Source organism: Pseudanabaena minima str. Chao 2107, assembly GCF_051131155.1.
Taxonomy (GTDB): domain Bacteria; phylum Cyanobacteriota; class Cyanobacteriia; order Pseudanabaenales; family Pseudanabaenaceae; genus Pseudanabaena; species Pseudanabaena minima.
The window spans coordinates 729,852-748,853 of sequence record NZ_CP159508.1; the positions used below are offsets into that span (position 1 = coordinate 729,852).

General features: G+C 40.8%; 21 protein-coding genes. 15 read left to right on the plus strand and 6 right to left on the minus strand.

Features of this window, described 5'->3' with window-relative positions; all coding sequences use genetic code 11:
- Positions 1-67: 67 nt before the first annotated feature.
- From ABM313_RS03290 to dnaB, 3 genes are all read right to left on the minus strand, one after another.
- On the minus strand, positions 68-913 hold the full coding sequence (locus ABM313_RS03290) for a hypothetical protein (RefSeq protein WP_434686278.1): 846 nt from the start codon (positions 911-913) through the stop codon (positions 68-70).
- Positions 914-1,089: 176 nt separating this feature from the next.
- Positions 1,090-1,686, minus strand: coding sequence for an antibiotic biosynthesis monooxygenase (locus tag ABM313_RS03295; protein ID WP_434686279.1), 597 nt, complete (start codon positions 1,684-1,686; stop codon positions 1,090-1,092).
- A 99-nt stretch (positions 1,687-1,785) separates the two neighbouring features.
- A complete protein-coding gene (gene dnaB / locus ABM313_RS03300; protein ID WP_434686280.1) occupies positions 1,786-3,168 on the minus strand; it encodes a replicative DNA helicase in 1,383 nt (460 codons plus the stop codon).
- A gap of 493 nt (positions 3,169-3,661) precedes the next feature.
- Between dnaB and ABM313_RS03305 the strand changes: the two genes are divergently transcribed.
- The 5 genes from ABM313_RS03305 (at position 3,662) to ABM313_RS03325 (ending at position 8,485) form a co-directional block, all read left to right on the plus strand.
- On the plus strand, positions 3,662-5,134 hold the full coding sequence (locus tag ABM313_RS03305; RefSeq protein WP_434686281.1) for a hypothetical protein: 1,473 nt from the start codon (positions 3,662-3,664) through the stop codon (positions 5,132-5,134).
- A 487-nt stretch (positions 5,135-5,621) separates the two neighbouring features.
- The gene (locus tag ABM313_RS03310; RefSeq protein WP_434686282.1) at positions 5,622-6,278 is read left to right on the plus strand and encodes an Npun_F0813 family protein; all 657 of its coding nucleotides are present in this window, start codon (positions 5,622-5,624) and stop codon (positions 6,276-6,278) included.
- A 115-nt stretch (positions 6,279-6,393) separates the two neighbouring features.
- A complete protein-coding gene (locus tag ABM313_RS03315) occupies positions 6,394-7,335 on the plus strand; it encodes a hypothetical protein (RefSeq protein WP_434686283.1) in 942 nt (313 codons plus the stop codon).
- Positions 7,336-7,886: 551 nt separating this feature from the next.
- Complete coding sequence (locus tag ABM313_RS03320; RefSeq protein ID WP_434688349.1) at positions 7,887-8,180, plus strand: hypothetical protein; 294 nt, start codon at positions 7,887-7,889, stop codon at positions 8,178-8,180.
- Between the two features lie 8 nt (positions 8,181-8,188).
- Positions 8,189-8,485 (plus strand): hypothetical protein, encoded by a 297-nt coding sequence (locus ABM313_RS03325; protein ID WP_434686284.1) that lies wholly within the window; start codon positions 8,189-8,191, stop codon positions 8,483-8,485.
- Between the two features lie 44 nt (positions 8,486-8,529).
- Here the strand turns inward: ABM313_RS03325 and ABM313_RS03330 are convergent, their stop codons facing one another.
- Positions 8,530-9,222, minus strand: a complete 693-nt coding sequence (locus ABM313_RS03330; protein WP_434686285.1) for a sugar transferase — start codon at positions 9,220-9,222, stop codon at positions 8,530-8,532.
- 41 nt (positions 9,223-9,263) lie between these two features.
- Between ABM313_RS03330 and holA the strand changes: the two genes are divergently transcribed.
- The 3 genes from holA (at position 9,264) to infC (ending at position 12,175) form a co-directional block, all read left to right on the plus strand.
- The gene (gene holA, locus ABM313_RS03335) at positions 9,264-10,247 is read left to right on the plus strand and encodes a DNA polymerase III subunit delta (protein ID WP_434686286.1); all 984 of its coding nucleotides are present in this window, start codon (positions 9,264-9,266) and stop codon (positions 10,245-10,247) included.
- A 93-nt stretch (positions 10,248-10,340) separates the two neighbouring features.
- Positions 10,341-11,471, plus strand: coding sequence for a 3-dehydroquinate synthase (aroB, locus tag ABM313_RS03340; RefSeq protein ID WP_434686287.1), 1,131 nt, complete (start codon positions 10,341-10,343; stop codon positions 11,469-11,471).
- A 179-nt stretch (positions 11,472-11,650) separates the two neighbouring features.
- The gene (gene infC / locus ABM313_RS03345) at positions 11,651-12,175 is read left to right on the plus strand and encodes a translation initiation factor IF-3 (RefSeq protein WP_009627301.1); all 525 of its coding nucleotides are present in this window, start codon (positions 11,651-11,653) and stop codon (positions 12,173-12,175) included.
- A gap of 329 nt (positions 12,176-12,504) precedes the next feature.
- On the opposite strand, the gene ABM313_RS03350 is transcribed toward infC, so the two are convergent.
- Positions 12,505-13,368 (minus strand): hypothetical protein, encoded by an 864-nt coding sequence (locus ABM313_RS03350; RefSeq protein WP_434686288.1) that lies wholly within the window; start codon positions 13,366-13,368, stop codon positions 12,505-12,507.
- A gap of 533 nt (positions 13,369-13,901) precedes the next feature.
- Here ABM313_RS03350 and ABM313_RS03355 point away from each other — a divergent pair.
- The 7 genes from ABM313_RS03355 to ABM313_RS03385 all read left to right on the plus strand — a co-directional run bounded on the left by ABM313_RS03355 (position 13,902) and on the right by ABM313_RS03385 (position 17,934).
- A complete protein-coding gene (locus tag ABM313_RS03355; RefSeq protein WP_434686289.1) occupies positions 13,902-14,549 on the plus strand; it encodes a DUF2301 domain-containing membrane protein in 648 nt (215 codons plus the stop codon).
- Between the two features lie 51 nt (positions 14,550-14,600).
- Complete coding sequence (locus tag ABM313_RS03360; protein ID WP_434686290.1) at positions 14,601-15,296, plus strand: class I SAM-dependent methyltransferase; 696 nt, start codon at positions 14,601-14,603, stop codon at positions 15,294-15,296.
- A 53-nt stretch (positions 15,297-15,349) separates the two neighbouring features.
- Positions 15,350-15,637, plus strand: a complete 288-nt coding sequence (locus tag ABM313_RS03365) for a small RNA NsiR4-regulated ssr1528 family protein (RefSeq protein ID WP_434686291.1) — start codon at positions 15,350-15,352, stop codon at positions 15,635-15,637.
- Positions 15,638-15,744: 107 nt separating this feature from the next.
- On the plus strand, positions 15,745-16,254 hold the full coding sequence (locus ABM313_RS03370) for a L,D-transpeptidase (RefSeq protein ID WP_434686292.1): 510 nt from the start codon (positions 15,745-15,747) through the stop codon (positions 16,252-16,254).
- A 263-nt stretch (positions 16,255-16,517) separates the two neighbouring features.
- Positions 16,518-16,709, plus strand: a complete 192-nt coding sequence (locus ABM313_RS03375; RefSeq protein WP_009626231.1) for a photosystem I reaction center subunit IV — start codon at positions 16,518-16,520, stop codon at positions 16,707-16,709.
- Between the two features lie 201 nt (positions 16,710-16,910).
- Positions 16,911-17,780 carry a DNA-formamidopyrimidine glycosylase gene (locus tag ABM313_RS03380; RefSeq protein WP_434686293.1) on the plus strand — a complete coding sequence of 290 codons (870 nt, stop codon included), beginning with the start codon at positions 16,911-16,913 and terminating at the stop codon, positions 17,778-17,780.
- Complete coding sequence (locus tag ABM313_RS03385; RefSeq protein ID WP_434686294.1) at positions 17,734-17,934, plus strand: hypothetical protein; 201 nt, start codon at positions 17,734-17,736, stop codon at positions 17,932-17,934. The genes ABM313_RS03380 and ABM313_RS03385 overlap by 47 nt, the downstream gene beginning before the upstream one ends.
- Here the strand turns inward: ABM313_RS03385 and ABM313_RS03390 are convergent.
- A complete protein-coding gene (locus ABM313_RS03390; RefSeq protein ID WP_434686295.1) occupies positions 17,918-18,832 on the minus strand; it encodes an Rpn family recombination-promoting nuclease/putative transposase in 915 nt (304 codons plus the stop codon). The two genes, ABM313_RS03385 and ABM313_RS03390, sit on opposite strands and share 17 nt — an antisense overlap.
- Positions 18,833-19,002 lie beyond the last annotated feature (170 nt).

The window sequence follows — 19,002 nt, forward strand, 5'->3', positions numbered from 1 at the left end:
GAGTTAAAAAAACAAATTTTTGGTGACCCAGCAAAGCTGCACCATCAAAAAATCGGTTTCTCTTTTCTTATATATTAGAGAAAACTGATTGCCAAAATTTATGTCTAATATCACTGACGTAATGTCGCATGGCAATTTGCTTCGATGCAAACTTGTCTGGATAGATAAACTGATCATCAACATTCATAATATATTTGTCACGCGCAAGAGGATTGCCATGATTACGTTTAATTGTTAAATTGACAATCGTTTGCTCAGAGAAATAATTGGGACGCTCTTGAAGTTTTGCCAATCTTTGTACAGATTCATCCCAATCTAAAGGCTTCTTAAATAGAATGAATCCAGCATTAATTGGTTCTTGCTGTTCGATATCTTCATAAATAAGTCGCTTGTCTAAGGAGTTTTTACAGTCAGGCAAATAATAAGTGTGCATATCTCCAGAAACTGCTAAATCAGCTAAATCAGAAGCCCCTTGAAAGAACAAGATATCTGAATCAGTGTAAAGTGTTGCATCATCAATGGGAATAGACATCAGCGCAGCTAATTTCTTACCCATAGCTTGCTGCGAAGCATATTCATAGACCGATTGAGGTAAGTCATCTCTTTGGAACTTGGTTAAGAGTTGAACATCTACACAGGGATGAACACGTTTAAGTAACTGAATACTCTTTTCAGTGTAGCTTCCATCAGACATGATCGTAAATGCTTTAGGAATTCCCACATAGCGAAGAAAAGATCTCAGACTCGCCACTTGTTCAGGTAGGTCTCTTTCGCACGATAGGGCGTAAACTTTGATCGGGACTTGACGCTCTTGGGCGATCGGAAAGCTCACTAAACTTGAAAGACTAGATTTGTAGATAGATCGAAAAAAATTACCTTGGAGCTTTGCTGAATGATAACCAATATTTACCATTTATTCCTCTTGAAGTTATCGCGATCGCTATTTAATGATTATTACATCGCAATTATAAAGCCGAAATATAGCGATCGCTAATAAAAAATAAGAAAGTCAATGGGGGTATGAAACCCAATTATTAGGATAGGCGGAGCAAAGCGCCGCCCATCCTAATCCTCATCTTTAGTAAGATATTACCTTCTTGCTTTTTTAGTTCGTTTGGATGGTGAAGGATACAGCCAAAAGGCGAGGATTTTAGTTAAATATGGCATAACTGGATAGGTCAGTAAAGCGGATACAAATATCACAGAAATGAGTAAGCTTAATAATGCAGGTAGTCCTTGCAGAAATGGGTTCAGAATCAAGTTAGCGAGCAAGATTAGGGGATATACCGTAATCACCCCAATGATTACCTGTTTATAATAGGGAGGTTCTTTAGGACTTTCTGTCTTACTTTTAGGCAAGGTAAACCATAGTTCTAATCCGTTTGGCTGATGTTGTTGCGATCGCTTAGATATAAATTCTTGAGATCTTTGCATCCATTGTTGATAGACAGGTGAAGCAAGCCAATTTTTACAATGGGCATAGTTATCAAATTTCACGATGACCACATATTCAGGATATTGATGATCGCGAGGACGAATGACTTCAACCCCTATGAATCCCTCAAATTGCTGGGCTGAATGATTGATCCCTTTTGTCCAAGCTTCATATTCTTCTATGAGATTTGGCTCAACAACCTCGGAGATGACTAAGGTGATTGGATCGCTTTGTTGTCCAAATGGTTGCATAGATTTACCACTAAATTTAGTAGGGCTGAAAAGAAATAGTTTTTATACTTCACCCTTCGCCGAGAAGCATAAAAACTTCTTCATTTTACTGTGTGTGCCTTAACTACGACTAGAAGCCATATTCTCGAATTTAGTTAAGCGTGGTTCAAATAGTAGCTTGACTGTACCAACTGGTCCATTACGATGTTTAGCAATAATAATCTCAGCTACTCCGCGATCGGGAGTTTCAGGATTGTAATATTCATCACGATATAAATTAATTACTAGATCGGCATCTTGCTCAATGCTTCCCGATTCTCTTAGATCAGATAGCATCGGACGTTTGTTAGTTCTTGCTTCTACGCCACGACTTAATTGAGATAGCGCAATTACTGGCACATTTAATTCACGGGCTAAAGCTTTGAGCGATCGCGTAATTCTTGAAATCTCTTGAACGCGATTATCGGAACCCGATCCTTCCATTAATTGTAAATAATCGATCAGAATTAGTCCCAATACTCCTCCCTTTTCCGATTGTAATCGACGAGCTTTAGAGCGTAATTCTGTAATGGGAGGATTGGGCGTGTCATCAATAAATAGAGGTAATTCCGAAAGTCCACTAATCGCCATCGCTACGGTTCCCCATTCATTTTCGCTAATTTGTCCAGTGCGGAGGCGATTACTATCGATGCCCATGTCACTGGAGCGAACTTTGGATTGACTAGCTAAAAGACGGTAAACCAACTGCTCCTTTGACATTTCCAAACTAAAAATAGCCACGGGCAATCGGTGAATTTCTGCCATTTTTCGCGCTATTTCTAACCCGAAGGCAGTTTTCCCCATTGACGGTCTGCCCGCGAGGATAATCAAATCCGATCTCTGTAAGCCATTGGTCATCGCATCAAAATCATAAAATCCTGTAATTAAACCTGTAGCGGTGGAATTACCAGTACCAAGGGAATTAAAGCGATTTTCTAATTCGTAAAAAGTTTTCGTGAGAATATCGGCAGCAGGAACCAACCCTTGTTGAGCGCGTGATTGTGTAACCGCAAAAATCTTTTGTTCCGATTGATCGAGAAGTTGTGCTAGTTCAATTTCATTACTGTAGCTAATATCGACTACACCTCTAGCGGCTTCGGCAAGCTTGCGTCGTGCGTATTTGTCCGCAACTAATTGAGCATAAAAATCAATATTTACTGCACTAACGGTGCGATCGCAGAGTTGGGCAATTTTTGTCTGACCACCGATTTTTTCGAGCATATCGCGATCGCTGAGCCATGTGGTCAAGCTCATCATGTCCGTAGGATTGGACAGGTTATGCAACATTAAGCAAGCCCGAAAAATCTCCTGATGCGCCGCAACATAAAACATTTCAGGACGCAAAGTATCTAATACTCGCGAAACTGCCTCTGGATCGATCAAGATACCACCCAAGACAGCCTCCTCCGCCTCAATGTTCTGTGGTGGCAAGCGATCGCTGATAGATTCAAAGTCTTTGCTCATATAACTTACTGACTGGTTTGCTATCTGGGGAATTTGCCTAGAAATGTAGAAGGCTGGAGTGCATTCATAATTCTAGGTTTTAATTGCAAAATTAAAACCTGAAAGGATAAACAGCATTTAGAAAACCCAAGAGAGAGTTTCGGCGAAACTCTCTCTTGGGTTTTTATTTTGTCCTAATACCAATTCACAAAAGTGTCGTCACATTTTTGTGAATTGAAACCCGAACCCGGTAAGGGTTTTAAAATCACAAAATAGCTACGCCATTTTGTGATTTTGTATAACTATTGATGGCTATATAGCGGTTCACAGTCTAGTGAAGTACGGGATTGTTTTGCCCAACAATCCTTTGTATCTCGCTTGCTTGAAAAGCGCTATATAGCAGCCCTAGGTCGTTTGTAGATTTTTTAGTGGAAGCACACCCCAATGGAGCGTGCTTCCACAAACCATTTAGGCTTGCTATAGCTATAGTAATGAGAAGTAATGAGAGATTGACATGGGATTTGAGGACGTATTTGTTTTTGCAGTGGTGGGGTGCGTAGCAATCTACCATCAGCGATCGCGACAACCCACAAACAAGCAGACCCAAATATTTGTTTTGTGGATTCTAGCAGTTGCCTTGCCAACCTTGGCGATCGCTTTGACATTCATCAATCGCACCGTTTTACCATTAATTTTTGTTGCTGTGGTATTTTTGCTTTCCACATGGATATATAGCAACTCAATCTCATCAGCCAACTCAAATCTAGCAGCTATCATCCTCGATCCCAACGAAGAAAAACAACTTAAAGACTGCTTTTTATCAAGCATTTATTATCTGACAGGTTTAGAATATCGACCTCATGAAATCTTCTGTCGTGGCAATTTGCGATCGCCAAATCCCAAATATGCTTACGAAACGATTAACCAAAATATTCAAAAAGTATTTGGCGATCGCTTTATTTGTTATTTACAAGAAAGTCCCGTAGAAAATCTGGGCTTAGATTTTGGCAAAGCGCAAGATCACCAAGAAAATACAACAAACTATTGCTTTTATGTGATCCCCAACCATCTCACCAAATCGCAACCAGCTTTAAGAGATCGCCAAAGCTGGATCTCCAGCGCAATTAGTATCTTATGTACAACTTTCACAGTATTAGTTGCTGGAGCAAATCAACGTATTGAAAACTTGAGCTTGAGAAACTTACAGCAAGGAATTCCTTACTTGCTCTGCCTAGCGAGTATCCTAATCGCAAGAGCGATCGCACAGTACTACGTTTCCAGACATTATCGATTACAACTTGCTCGCCCACTTTTCTTACCAGCTCTAGGTGGTTTTGGTTTACTAGGCACTTTAAATACCAATTTCCCTACAACTCAAGGACACCCACATCAACGCCGTTTACTGTTTGATTTAGCAGCAATTCCCACAATTGCAGCCTTAACAATATCTGTAGTCTTATTAATTTTAGGGAACTGGGTGCTGGTTCCTACGACTGCAATGGTTCCTGATCCTGCGATCGCCCCATCTTTGTTAATTCCTAATCTAGCCACCTTTGACTTCAAAAATTCAATTTTTATAACTTTACTGCAAACAATTTTTTCTATAGGCAAAACAACAAATACCACAGACACAATCATTGCTTTTTCACCTCTCACCCTAGCTGGTTGGTCTGGCTTAGCAATTAGTGCCTTACAACTAATGCCCTTTGACTTACTGGATGGTGGCAATTTGGTAATCGCCATGTTTGGGCATCGTCAAGCCGTCCAAATTGCTCGCATAGCAAGACTAGTATTACTCGCGATCGCTTTACTTACACAGCCTTGGCTGAGAATTTACAGTCTCTTGTTATTTTTATTACCTGTTCCCCGCGCACTTATTTTGAACGAAAGTATTGAAATTGGTAAAGCTCGCGATCTAATTGGCATGATTTTAATCACGATCGCTTTACTAATCATCCTACCCATACCAAAATCCATTTTGTTATGAAGAGCAGACAAATAGGCTACTTATACTGAACTCACATACATTAAAACCTATTAAAGCCTTGAGTAGTCCACAGTAATTTCTGAAAGCGTTGCTTTGCAACGCTTTCAGAAATTACTGTGAGTTTTAAGTCAACAAAATCTACTGTAATCATGCAGCAATTCTCATACCAATTTTGGTGTTTCCATCGCCCTCGGCGATGGAAACACCAAAATTGTTTTTTTGAAAGCCCGACAACGGCGTGGGCTTTCAAAAAACGATTTTTATAGTGAGAATTGCTGGTAATCACGATAAAGGATTTACAAAGCGGCATCTTTATCATTATTAATTTAGAAAAATAGAGCTTGTGAGCAGTGTAGCTGCTACTTTATTAATGTTTTATTTTAAATTTTCAAGACTTTAATGTGATTTTGGGATTATCATTAACCTTGGCATTAGGTAGCCACGATTTGTTGCTACTGGTAACATCAGTTAAGTCAGCAGTAGAGACATGTTCATCCTGAAGCGCCAAGACGTTGAAATCGTCAACGTCCAAAACCCACAAAACAAAGATCAACAAATACCGATTTTGCAATATCAGGGGCAAACATTTCGGTTACTCAACATGTTTGGCGATAATCGAGATGAGGCTTTAGCGCTTTGGCGTGACTTAACTGATAACAAAGGCAAAGCTTGCGTATTATTAGAAGAGCCTCAACGTTTTAGCGTTTGGGGCAGAGTTAAACTAGACCAACTCCCTACAGCACCTACCCAGAGTTCTTCAGCAGGTACACACCTTGTCCAAGGTTGTTTACTGATATTGCAGGCTGTATATATCGAGGTTGAAGATCTTCTTGGCGTTAGACAAGCAGGTTCTTTTAAGCAAGATTTACTGAAGTTTATGCAACAGGGTAAATTTGCTCAAAGCGAAAATATCGCCGCCTTAGAACAAGTTTTGTCAATCAACCCACTTAATAGTGTGCAAATTCCCAACTGGGATGAAAGCAAATTGCAACTTCTTCTAGGTGAAATACATCGACTAGCCTCCTCCTATTTTGGAAACAATAGTTTTGTCGATAGTGCGATCGAGGCTCTAAATGAACTACCTGAATCGTCATCCGTAACAGCTTGGCTAGCAAAAACTCCTAAGGGTAAACTCTGGAATTAATCTAAATGAATTATTTCGATGTTTTCCTTTAAAGTTATGGCTTGTAGCACAATACTTGTTATTTTCTTTCTTTAAATACTTTATTTCTTATGGTTGTAGCTAAGGTGCAAGATTCATGAGTAGAGCTAAATCTCCCTCACCATCAGGGATTTCCACGCAATCTATTGTTTGGGCAGCGATCGGATGGGCAGCCCTAGCTCTAATGTTCTACCTATTTTTTAATGCCCCAACCGATGGACCACATACAATCAAGCCTGAAGAATGCGCCAAGGCAGTAAAAGATCTATTCGTCAGACCAAATTGGTATCGATACGGAACGTACATTTTTCAAACTGTAGCGATCGCCTGTTCAGGCATATTGTGTCTACGTAACTGGCGTAGCTCCAAAATCATTAGCGGTCGAAATGTTTGGCTTGGTTTGGGCATAGGTATCTTATCTTGGGGTATTGGCAATTTAATTTTTGGTTATTTAGATTTTCAATATCAAAGTGCATTGATTGCGGGTGGAGCCAAAGGCGCTAAGGACCTAGTTGAAACCTTTCCATCAATCGCCGATATTTTCTTCACGTCAACCTACGTATTTTTGTCATGGGGAATGGCAATGTCTGTGATTGGTCGCCGACTAAATCTATATCCTAAACAATGGGCAATCGTGGGTGCTGTTGGATTTATTGGGGTCGTCGTGGCAGCTTATGTTACTTTTGGCGTAAGTGGAGAGGTTTCGCTAGATACTGGGAAAATCCTGAATATTATTTATGCCCTTGGTGATATTTGGTTACTAATTGTCGCAACCATTCTATTACTAGCTTTTTGGGGTGGTAAGGCAGCTCAATCTTGGCGCTTACTCGGCAGTGCTGGTATTGCCATGTTTTTTGGTGACTTATGGTTTAACTACAGCATCAATACTGGTATCAGCAAAGTTTGTGAAGGCAAGCAATATCAAAGTGGTGAGCCTGCTGAATTTTTCTGGATTCTTGCCTTTATTCTCTGGGGAATGGCTGCTGCTTTAGAGTTTGATTTATCTTCACGACCAACAAGTCGCAGTCGGAGAAGCTAGTTTAATCAAATAACATCAGTTCGGGTTAATTTCAAAGTATTTGCTACAGAGGATTAGTGCCGCTAATCCTCTCTAATAAAAGCCTCGCGAAGCGAGGCTTTTACTGTTTTGGCTTTTTAAAATTTCTTAGCTTATCTATAGCAGTCCTATATCATTTGTGGATTTTTTTTGGTTTGTGGAAGGACACCCCGATGGGGTGTCCTTCCACAAACCATTTAGGATTGCTATAGGACTCACATTATACCAAAACACAAAATAGCGTAGCCATTTTGTGTTTTTAAAACCCTTACTGGATTTGGTTTTCAATTCACAAAAGTGTTGCCACACTTTCGTGAATTGGTATTAGTTATAAAAATGGTAACGATAGTTCTAATAATTTTTTGGGAAGCTAAAATCCAATCATCAAAATTGTTCAACAACTCAGTAAACCTAATCAAGCAGAAAAATGGCAAAAAATCCTAATCCAATTTTTGGTAATGGCTTTATTCAAGGAACTAGTCTGGATGACGATATCTTTGGCTATTTGAATGTAGATGTAATCTAACGATATTATTTTTGGTGATGGACGGGATTCCTCAACGGGTTTATCTCCAGCTTCTGACACAGTAGATAGAATCTACGGTGAAGATGGTAATGACATTATCTACGGTGGCAATGAAGATGAACCTGTTCTTGTTTGTGCCAAAGACTTACTATATGGTGGCGCAGGTAATGACTATAGCTGTCGGCAAGTGTATGAGGACATAAAACCCAAGAATAGAATGGCGGCGCGAAGCGCCGCCATTCTATTCTTGGGTTGTGCTTTTGTCCTAACACAATCGAGGGTAGCTATATGTCTTTGGTGAAGGTGGTCATGATGTACTTGATGGTAGAACTGGTGATGATTATCTATATGCGTCTATCAGGTGCTGTTGAAGGATTTGCCAAAATTACGGACTTTAACTCAGGAGATAAAATTGAACTTAAAGGTGCAAGCAGTAACTATAGTTTGATGAGCTATAACAACAATGGCATTTCTGGCATCGGTATCTATGCAAAGCTTTCCACGGGTATAATGCAAACCCAATACAACGAATTAATTGCGGTTGTCCAAAATGTTGCACCAACATTATTAAATCTAAGCAATTCTAACCAATTCAATTATGTTTAAGTTTTTAAGCCCAAAAAGAAAGGGTTGCTTAGCAACCCTTTCTTTTAGTATGCGCCATTTCCTTTAGGAAAAATCACAACTAAAATAGTTTTAAAGATTAAATGTAGATCAAGCCAAAAGCTCATGAGTTTAACATAACTAGCATCCATCTGTACTCTCTTCGCATAAGGAATATCGTTACGCCCCGAAACTTGCCACAATCCTGCAATACCAGGTCGAACGCTGAGGACTCGGTCAATTGCTGAACCATATTTACTCAGTTCAGCTTGCACTAATGGTCTTGGACCAACAACACTCATATCCCCTATGAGTACATTCCAAAATTGGGGTAACTCATCCAAACTGGTTGTCCTTAAGAACTTACCAATTTTAGTAATCCGAGGATCATGTTTGAGTTTAAAGGATGCTTCATATTCAGCACGGCTGATTGGGCAAGCATTTAAATAATCTTCTAGTGCTTGATCTGCCCCATTAATCATGGTTCTAAACTTAATGCAATTAAATTTAGAACCATTTAAACCAACTCTAGGATGAATATATAAAACTGAACCAGGAGAGCTAATGAAAACCAATAAGGTAATTGCCAAATAAACTGGTGAAAACACAGTTAAAACAATTGATGCAAATGCGATATCAAAGACTCTTTTCCCCCAAGTTGCATAATGATCTGTACGATCTGTAACCGATTTCTTTGTACGGAGGCTAACTTGACTATTTGCTTTGCTTCTAGTAATCATCAAATCTCTACACCACACCACATAGTTGAACTAATCATACAATGCCTGTCTACTTTTATTGGGGCGATGACGACTATCAAATTTCTCAAGCAGTTAAAAAACTGATAGACACCCATATCGATCCGATGTGGCGAGATTTTAATTATGCAAAAATCAATGCTACGGGGGATCTTGAGGTAATGGACGGATTAAACCAAGCTGTGACTACGCCTTTTGGTATGGGTAGTCGTTTAACTTGGCTTGCCGATACTGCGATCGCCCAACGATGCGCGGAATCATTACTAGCAGAGTTAGAAAGAACTTTCAATCATTTACCTGTAGACTCCTACATCTTGTTTACATCATCAAATAAGCCTGATGGGAGAGCCAAATCTACCAAGTTGTTACAGAAGTATGCCCAGATTTTAGAGTTTTCGTTAATCCCTCCTTGGAAAACTGATGCGATCGCCCAATTAGTAAAACAGGCTGCCGCAGAAATTGACTTAAAAATAGCATCAGATGGCATAGATTTACTAGTTGATGCGATTGGCAATGATACTCGTCGCCTGACAATGGAATTGCAAAAGTTGCAATTATCACATTATGGAAAAACGAAGCCACTTACTGCTAAAGAGATTTCCCCATTAGTGCAAGCTTCGGCTCACAATAGTTTGCAATTAGCTAGTGCTATTCGCTCAGCAAATACGAGTCAAGCACTCTCATTGATTGCAGAACTACTGCGAAATAATGAAGTCGGTTTGCGAATTTGTGCAACTTTGGTAGGACAGTTTCGCACATGGCTCTGGATTAAACTGATGCAAGAATCGGGAGAGAGAGATGATAAGGCGATCGCCGATGCTGCGGAAATTGGTAATCCTAAGCGCATTTATTTCTTGAAGCAAGAAGTACAGGGGTTAAATAGTCAAAAGCTAATGCGATCGCTAAGTATTTTGTTGCGATTAGAAGCCGATCTCAAGCATGGCAAAGATGAAACTGCGACATTGCAAACTGCAATCATTGAGTTATGCCAAGCAATGACCAAATAAGAAAAAGCAGCGCTTCGCGCCGCTTTTTCTTATTTGCGAGATTTGAAAACATGATCGCTGCTAACATGGCAGATAGATCCTTTAATCAGAAGTATGTCCGAACATTCCGCAACAGTTACCGTTGCTCTCAATAGTGATAGCCAACCTAATCGCAGTTATGACATTGCGATCGCATCGTATAGTCTCAAAAACTTAGGCGATAAATTAGTAGAAATTGGTTTAGGCAAAAAAAGCAAAAAAATTCTCATTGTCTCGAATCCTGTCATTTATAAGCACTATGGCGAGACCGTCCAAGCATCTCTAAATAATGCGGGTTTTGATGTTGCTCATTTAATATTGCCCGCAGGTGAACGATTTAAAACTGCTAATTCACTTCAAAAGATTTATGACGCAGCACTTACACATCGTTTAGAACGCTCATCAATGATTGTCGCTCTTGGTGGTGGGGTAATTGGCGATATGTCAGGCTATGCGGCGGCGACTTGGCTACGAGGAATCGATCTCGTCCAAGTACCGACTACACTGCTAGCAATGGTAGATTCCGCGATCGGTGGAAAAACGGGAATCAACCATCCACAGGGCAAAAATCTTATCGGAGCCTTTTATCAGCCACGCCTCGTTTGGGTTGATCCTGAAGTGCTAAAAACTTTACCTGCCCGTGAATTTCGCTCAGCGATGGCAGAGGTAATTAAGTACGGCGTAATTTGGGATCGGGAATTGTTTGACCTGCTAGCCCAATGCGATCGCCTCGATCAGTTGCGCTATATTTCATCGGATTTGCTACAAACCATTTTGTACCGTTGTGCCAAAGCCAAAGCCGAAGTCGTATCTAAGGATGAAAAAGAGGGAAATCTTCGCGCCATTCTCAACTATGGTCATACAGTCGGTCACGCGATCGAATCAGTTACCAATTATCGTCTCTACAATCACGGCGAAGCCGTCGGACTAGGAATGGTCATTGCGGGTGCGATCGCTGTCGAACTGGGGCTATGGACTGAAACCGATCAAGCTCAACAGGTTGCACTTATCACCAAAACTCGATTACCACAGACTTTACCTGCTGATATTGATTTAGATGCGATTATTGAGTCCCTATCCACCGATAAAAAAGTCGAAGCAGGTCAAGTGCGCTTCATTTTGCCAACGGCAATCGGATCAGTAACGCTTAGCGATCAAGTAACTTCAGCTATGGTTAACCAAAATTTACGAAAAATGATGGCATAACACTTGACACATGAAGTGGTAGTTCGTACTATACTTAAACGTTTATGTCAAGCAAAAAACTGCTAAGCTGAAGTATATCAAACACTTAATTTGTATATATTGCTTAGCATAGGCATATATTTGTAAACCACTAGTAATTTAAACCAATACCCCCCAAGAGTCTAGACAACAGAGATTTCATGACTAAAAAGCCAATTAAAGACCTTCCCCAAATCAACGAACGCATCAGATATCCAAAAATTCGAGTCATTGATATGGAGGGGGAGCAACTCGGCATCCTAACCCCCAAAGAAGCCTTGAAGATGGCTGAAGAAAAAGAGCTAGACCTTGTATTAGTAAGTGACAAGGCTGACCCTCCTGTTTGTCGGATCATGGACTACGGCAAATTCAAGTTTGAACAAGAGAAGAAGGCGCGTGAAGCTCGCAAAAAGCAACATACATCTGATGTCAAAGAAGTAAAGATGCGCTACAAGATTGAAGAACATGATTATAAAGTGCGAATCAATCATGCTGAACGTTTCTTAAAAGAAGGTGACAAGGTTAAAGCTACTGTGATGTTCCGTGGTCGTGAGATTCAACACGTTGATCTTGCGGAAGTTTTGTTAAACCGTATGGCTAGCGATCTAGAGTCTGTTGCTGAGATTCAGCAATATCCTAAGCGCGAAGGAAGAAACATCACGATGTTGATGGCTCCTAAAAAATAGTCCAAGAGCCTTATATTTTGTTTTTAAGGCTTTTTTGACAGCCAAAAAATAGGCAGTGAATAGCTTTGCTATTCACTGCCTATTTTTTGGTAAATGAATTACCCCGCCGCAAGCGGACGGGGTATCAAATTCTTTTTTACTAGAATTTATTCACACCGCAGAGCGCTGGGGTATTTACCCTCTTTGTTCAAATAAACTCCAAAAGAGAACGACGGCGCAAAGCACCGCCGTTCTCTTTTGGGTTAATTCTATATCGCTGACCATAGCTATGAAAACCCACAAAGAACTACTCTAATTTCCTTAAATGGCAACGTTATTAGTAGGAGCGATTATGGAGCAGGTGGCAATAACGTAAATGGAGTTGTAGTTGGTTTAGGTGTTGTAGAAGGGGCAGGAGCAGCAGCGGACTCAGCAGGTTGAGTAGGATCTACAGCCCCAACAACAGGAGCACCTACAGCACGTAACACTTCGACTCCATTTTGCTGCAAAACTACAATGGGCGGCTCAGAGTTAGTGTCAATACGCTTAACTAATACTCTACCGTTGGAAATCATCTGACCTGCCCTCACATAACGAGATGTTGGCTCGCCAAAAGCATCAATAATTGCGTAAATCGTACCTGAGACTTCAACAGTACCTGTAATTTTTGTGCCTTCGGCAGCTTTGGTGTCAGGAGGGGGAGGGGGAACAAAAGTAGGACGGTTGGATGTTCGCACAACTACAGCAGCTCGAAGATTGGGTTTAACTTTGGGCTTTTCCAGCAAAGTTTCTAATTTTGGTACTGGATTGATTACAGTACTAGTAAAAGGATCGCGAGATTGCTTAGAGTTAACACCTATTTTCTGCTCTAGCTCATCAACTCTTGCTTGCTTATCAGTTATAGCAATAAGCTCCTGTGTTTTTTGACCAGCAACAAATGGAGTGTTAAAAGTCGGCGTGGCAGGGGTTTCAGCAACTTTTGGGGCAGTACTTGTAGGCGCACTACCAGCAAGAGTCGGCAATGGCTGCCCTGATTCCGCAAGCGACCTCATTTGTTCACAATCTGTCCCAGGAGCAAATTTAGCTGTTTTGACAATGCCTTGTCTGGATTCCCGTGCTGTGCTGATCGTACATTCGACTGGTGTACCCTCACCGCAAGCACTAAGGATTGTAGTAACGCTAAGAATCACGCCAGCTAGGTAATAAATACGCATAATTAAAGTTCCTCTGCTGCCTACTTGGTTTTCGGTACAGCGTCATCCGAATTTTGTCGATTTTGACTGCAAGATAGTAAAGCATTATGGTAATTTTGGCAATCATTAACAAGAGATAACATCAAGTTTCATCATAATTCTACGAGTTGTCGTCCTGTAGGTTCTATATTCCCAAGATTGGTCTTGTTATTTTTAAAAGTCCAAACAGCAAAAGCCTCGCTAAGCGAGGCTTTTGCTCCTAGAGATGGTTCGCACCGCGAATCCTCTCTAGGAGCTAGTTTGCAATTAACCTAAACTGAGTTTACATAGCGATTTGTGTAATTAGTTAACGTCAGTTCGACGAAAGTGAAAAATGGTAAGAATCGCTAAGCGATTCTTACCATTTTTCACCATTTGCGGCGTGCGAAGCACGCCGCAAATGGCTATATCAAACTCACGTTTAGTTAAAAAAATATTTAGTTGTTAAACCAGTACAAATCACTGTCAGTACATGTCCTCTATACTTTTAGTAATCGCCATTGACGGAGAAATGTGTGGAAATTGCATCTGAAGTTTATCAAGGTCAGTTTGGTGAATTTACAATTACTAAAGCCGATCGCCTTAGCGTAATGATCTATCGCAGTGCTTTGGCGATCGCGGCTTTATGTTTTAGCCTAGGAGCGATGTTAGTGCTATTGCAACCTAGCAATCCTGATATCTTAAATTGGTTAACTTGGCTATATGTTGGGTTTTCCATAGGCTTGGGTGTCGCACTTTGGACGATTCATATTTATCTGGAATTACTGCATCGAGTTTTACAAATTTTTTGGGCAATTGGCGCGATCGCTTCGGTAGGTGTAGCACTTTATTTCCCCGAACCTTTGGCGATCACTGTTTATGAGTATCCAATTGCACTGATTGGTGTTGGCTTTAGTTTTGCAGCCCTAACAGGCATTTTTTTTAAAGAGACTTTTTGTTTTAATCGCTTTGAAACTAAGTTTTTAGTGCCTTTAGTACCTGTGCTAATTCTGGGGCATTTAGTGGATTTTTTAGCTGTGGCGATCGAGCAAGGTTTCTTAGCTGCTTGGGCGGTTTTATTTATGATCTTTGCGATTCGTAAAGCAACTCAAGAAATCCCCTCAGACATTGGTGATAAGTCAGTATTTGCCTATCTTAAAGCTCAAAAGCAACAAGCAGTTTAATGCAGAGTTTTTAATCAGCGAATCGAGTCAACCTGCATAGTGGGAAACAAAATGAATAAAGCCTTTACTTCTCAGGCGGATGAATGGACAGAGTCGATCGCCACAGTGCAAAAGCGCTACGATCGCGAATATCGTAATGAGGCTTTTGATTTGCCTGAAGAGGTAGAGTCGATGCCACTGTTTCGAGAATGGGTGAGTCATACTCTGGCTAGCAAAATTGCTTCGCCGTTTTGGGAACTTGCCCAATTTCAAAAAAATCAGCGTTGTTTAGATATTGGCTGTGGAGTCAGCTTTCTAATTTATCCTTGGCGCGACTGGGAGGTATTTTTTTACGGGCAAGAAATAAGTTTTGTAGCCAAAGAAGCTCTTAACTCAAGAGGTTCACAGCTTAACTCCAAGTTGTTTAAGGGCGTTCAGCTTGGGGCAGCACACAAGCTAAGTTATGAAAATGGATTTTTCGATCGCGTGATTGCTACAGGTTTTAGTTGTTATTATCCCATTGAATACTGGAAGCTAGTTTTGCGTGAAGCAAAGCGGGTATTAAAACCCAATGGAGTGCTAATTTTTGATACGATCGCCCCTGATTTAGAATTTGCGGAAAATTGGGCAATTTTAGAAACCTATTTAGGCTCAGAGGTATTTCTCACACCGCTTAGTGAGATTACCGAGCTGGTGCAGTCAATGGGTGGCAAGATTACTGCCAAAAAAGATGGGTTGCTATTTTGTATGTATCGCGTTCAGTGGTAATTTGTTGAGAGCGGCGCAATGCGCCACTCTCAACAAGTATTTGGTTTTTATTTATGTCTGACAATTCTCAAACAACTGGTGCTGATGCGATTGACGTAGCGATCGCGAAGGGCATCGATTTTGATGGCACACCCATTGATCCTAAAAAACTTGATCTCTATAGCAGCGTTATGGCGCTTGAAGCAGGTCGTCAGCGCAGTGGCGTAACCAATACCATGCGATCGCGCATTGTCCGTATTGGCGCAAAGCATATTCCTCAAGAGGAACTCAATCAAAAATTATTGGATGCAGGCTTTGCCCCATTGAAGGAAAAAGATATTGCTTATTTTTATAACAAATAACTTTTAGAAAGGGTTCGCTTCGCGAACCTTTTCTAGTATCTACCGCCTTTTGGCGTATTTAACTAAAATTTTGGGCATAATTTCTGATACGCAACCTTGCAATCAAAATGTTTAAGTATTGGCAAACTATATCTACCGCTTTAGTCACCACTTTATGTTTAACGGGACTGGGCGGCTCGATTAACTTAATTAATTTAGATATTGCGATCGCGCAAACATCATCTCGCTCTGTACGCACTCAAGACATTGAACGTCTAAGGCGTTCTGGACGGCGCTGGATTGAAATTCGTTTGCGTAGTCAGAGACTATTGGCATGGCAGGGAAATCGACTTGTTTATGCAGTGGTCGTCTCCACTGGCAAAAGCGCTACGCCCACCCCTACAGGTATTTTTAACGTTCAGACTAAATACCCTACGGCAAGAATGCAGGGAGAGGACTACAACGTGCCTGATGTACCTCATGTGATGTACTACAGTGGCAACTATGCCATTCATGGGGCATATTGGCATCGTAGCTTTGGGATTCCGATCAGTCATGGTTGTACTAATGTTGCACCCGATCATGCTGCTTGGCTTTACCAATGGGCTTCTGTGGGTACACCTGTAGTTGTGCGTTAGCAAACAAAAAAAGGGTAGTCCTAAAAAGGAAAGGATTTATATGGTAAGGATGGGCGGCGCGAAGCGCCGCCCATCCTTACCTATCTAGCACTACCCAAAAAAAAGTACCGCCCGCTTCGCGGGCGGTACTTTTTTTGGGTAGTGCTAAATAAAACTTAACGAGCTAGAAATAGACAGAGGCGATCGCCTCACAGTAACCTAGAGACGGTATCTGTAATCATTTTATTTTTCACATTACAGTCTTTAGGAATAAGGATAAAACTATGGCAGTTGCACGTGGTTCTAAGGTTCGCATTTTGCGTAAAGAGTCCTACTGGTATCGCGAAGTCGGTACTGTGGCTTCCGTTGATAAGAGCGGCATCATTTACCCAGTGATCGTTCGCTTCGACAGCGTTAACTACTCCAACATCGCAACCAACAACTTTGCGATCGATGAAGTCGAAGAAGTCGCCTAGATTCTTCAAAACCTAAAAATGAGAAGGGGCGCATTGCGCCCCTTCTCATTTTTTACAGCAATTACCGAACAAACAAACCAAGAAATTTTTTGAAAGTATTGCTTCGCAGTACTTTCAAAAAATTTCTTGGTTTGGATTTGATTGCAAAGCGCTGTAGATTTTAGTAATTTTTTTAGTTTGAGCGTAAAGCGTTACATAATAATGCCCGAATTACCAGAAGTTGAGACGGTTCGTATCGGTTTAAATGAAAATACGTTAGGTTGGCAGATTGAGGGGGGTGAGGTACTACTACCCCGTGCGATCGCCTATCCTGAGCAGCCACAGGCTTTTTTAGAGGCTCTAATTGGGGCAGAGTTTACTAAGTGGCAACGACGGGGCAAATATTTAATCGCACAGCTTTCACAGGGTAATCAATTGGGTGTGCATTTACGGATGACGGGGAGTTTGCTTTGGTGCGATTGCGATACGGCTGTAGGTAAGCATACAAGGGTGAGGCTATTTTTAAAGGAAAAGGGAAAAGAAAAAAAAGGAAAAAAGGGAGGATTGAAGGAGTTAAGGTTTGATGATCAGCGAACCTTTGGCAAACTTTGGTGGGTTCCATCTGATCAAGAAACGGAATCGATTATGACGGGTTTGCAGAAGTTAGGTTTGGAACCTTTTGACTCTGAGTTTACCCCAGAGCATTTGGGGGCAAAGCTTAGTCGTAGTGGTCGCCCAATTAAGACTGTATTACTCGATCAGGAGACTGTTGCAGGGATTGGGAATATTTATGCTGACGAATCTTTATTCCTCGGTAAAATCCATCCTCAAAAAGCAGCAAATTCTCTCAATTCAGAACAGATCAAGGCTCTACACCAAGGAATTATTCGCTCTCTTAGTGATGGTATTGCCAAAGGTGGAACAACTTTTAGTTCTTTTCAAAATGTGGCTGGTTTGAAAGGAAACTACATTGATACGGCTTGGGTATTTCGGCGCACAGGACAGCCTTGTAATGTCTGTGGCACAGTAATTTCACGAATTAAGCTTGGCGGGAGATCGACGCACTTTTGCTCTAACTGTCAGAGTTTGTAGCGATCGCATTTCATCTCAAATTAAACAGCGATCGCCCCCTTTCCCCAAACCGCTGATCACAACTCATCTCAAACCAAACAACGATCGCCTATTTTGTCAGTCACACCAAATATTTAAAGCGATCGCCACCACATTACTTATTGATGATTGTTAATATTTTCGAGCCAATTGTTTAAATCTTCTAAACTTTCTAAATCAAACAAGACCTCACTCAAGGCATCTAGTTGTTCTTGCTCTAGCTGGGGGAACAGAACTTTAATTTCATCGGGTATGGTTCCTAGTTTGCGAGAAAGCTGTTTTAGCAAAAGCGATCGCATACCTTCTTCTCTTGCTGTTTCTATAACACCTTTCATGTCTCGATAGTACTTTAAGCTGTTTTCATAAGTATCTCTTTCCTCTTGAGAAAAGTTCGTTATCTGTGCGACTTCAAATAATTGAATAAATACATTTTCTTGCAAAGGCAAAGGTGGTTCTTCTAAGTCGGGTAGATGTTTGAGTAAAAATAGCCACTTGTCAAAATGGTCTTTTAATTGATCAATCGTTTTCTTAAACTTTGGTAATTCTACATAAATAAATTTCAACTTTTCATAAAAAACCTTGCTATCTTGATCTTTTAACTCAACGATATGCACGAAAGTATCATCGTTTTTATCTTCATCAAAAACAAAATCTAAAATGCCGATGGTATAAACAGGCATAAGCTTGTAGTTCCAATCTCCTTTTTCTGCTTGTTCTTGGATGGGAAAAGAGGCGTAGTAAATGCTGCGATCTTTAAAGTAGTTATGTTTGGCTTTCTGCATTTCGACAATGAATTTTTCGCCTTTTTCGCTTTGGCAGTAAAGATCGAAGATGGCTTTACGATCGCTTGGGCTATTGCCAAGACTTTCGGTACTGCGGTAAGTGAGATCTTTGACTCGATGTTGGGGTGGCAATATTACATTAAGGAAGTCAATCAATAGGTTTTTATTTGGCTCTGTTCCAAATAGTCGCTTGAAGCCAAAGTCTGTGAGTGGATTGATATAGCGATCGCCACTAAGACGAGGATAAAACATAGTGTTTCTACTTAACTATTTATTTACGGGAACTATGGTTTAAGACTATTTATAAATCGATTCTAACAGATCCCAAAACTCGTGCTCGCCCTCTCATTCCACAAACCAACGATCGCAAATCACCTCACCTCAAACAGCGATCGTCTCGGCTATAAAAAACATTTAAACTC